Annotated in this window: 1 protein-coding gene; it reads left to right on the forward strand. The window is 66.4% G+C overall.

The annotated features are described in order from the left end of the window. The first annotated feature begins 68 nt into the window (after window positions 1-68). A protein-coding gene (locus AB0C26_RS46425; RefSeq protein ID WP_360261782.1) for an IS3 family transposase occupies window positions 69-1,237 on the forward strand; the annotation gives its coding sequence in 2 pieces (ribosomal slippage) (window positions 69-353 and window positions 356-1,237; 1,167 coding nt in all). The last annotated feature ends 32 nt before the right edge of the window (window positions 1,238-1,269 follow it).

Consider the following 1,269-nt stretch of genomic DNA (forward strand, 5'->3'; position numbering starts at 1 on the left):
GGGTCTGCTGCACAGATAGGTGACATCTGAGATGGCTTGCCGTGACGGCGGGCTGGAAGGATGTTGCTGTGCCCAAGCCCTACCCTCGTGAGTTCCGCGACGATGTCGTGCGGGTGGCCCGTGAGCGCGAGCCCGGCGTGTCGGTCGAGCAGGTCGCTAAGGACTTCGGCGTGCACCCGATGACCTTGTTCAAATGGCTGCGTCAGGCCGGCATCGACGAAGGGGCCGAGTCTGCAGCGAGCCGCAGCGACTCGGCCGAGCTGCGCGAGGCCCGTAAGCGGATCAAGCTGCTCGAGCAGGAGAACGAGGTCCTGCGCCGGGCCGCGGCGTATCTGTCACAGGCGAACCTGCCGGGAAAAGGCTCTACCCGCTCGTGAGCGAGCTGGCCGCTGACGGGATCCCCGTCGCGGTGACGTGCCGGGTGCTGAACATCGCTCGACAGCCTTACTACCGGTGGCTGGCCCGACCCGTCACCGACGCCGAACTGGCCCAGGCGTATCGGGCGGACGCGTTGTTCGACGCCCACCGCGACGACCCGGAGTTCGGCTACCGGTTCCTCGCCGATGAGGCCTGCGCCGCCGGACAACCGATGGTCGAACGGACCGCCTGGAAGATCTGCTCTCACATGGGCTGGTTCAGCGCGTTCAGCCGGAAACGACGGCGAGGCAAGGGCGGTAGGCCGGGTCCGCCGGTCCACGACGATCTCGTCAAACGCGAGTTCACCGCCGACGGCCCGAACCGGTTGTGGCTGGCCGACATCACCGAACACCGCACCGGTGAGGGCAAACTCTACCTGTGCGCGATCAAGGACGTGTGGTCCAACCGAATCGTCGGATACTCCATCGACTCCCGCATGAAATCCAGGTTGGCCGTCAAAGCCCTGCACAACGCCGTCGCCCGCCGCGGTGACGTGGCCGGCTGCGTGCTGCACACCGACCGAGGATCGCAATTTCGCAGCCGGAAATTCGTCCGCGCCCTCAACCAGCACCACATGAGCGGGTCGATGGGCAGAGTCGGCGCCGCCGGCGACAACGCCGCTATGGAGTCGTTCTTCGGCCTGCTGCAAAACAACGTCCTCGACCGCCGGACCTGGCCCACCCGCCAGCAGTTGAGGACCGCGATCGTGACCTGGATCGAACGGACCTACCACCGCCGCCGACGCCAACGATCGCTAGCCCGGTTGACCCCTATCGACTACGAGACCATCATGACCCCACCGGCCAGTCAGGCCGCGTGACTTGATCTGTCACCTGCCGGTGCAGCAGACCC

It is taken from the genome of Actinoplanes sp. NPDC048796, assembly GCF_040650035.1.
GTDB lineage: Bacteria > Actinomycetota > Actinomycetes > Mycobacteriales > Micromonosporaceae > Actinoplanes.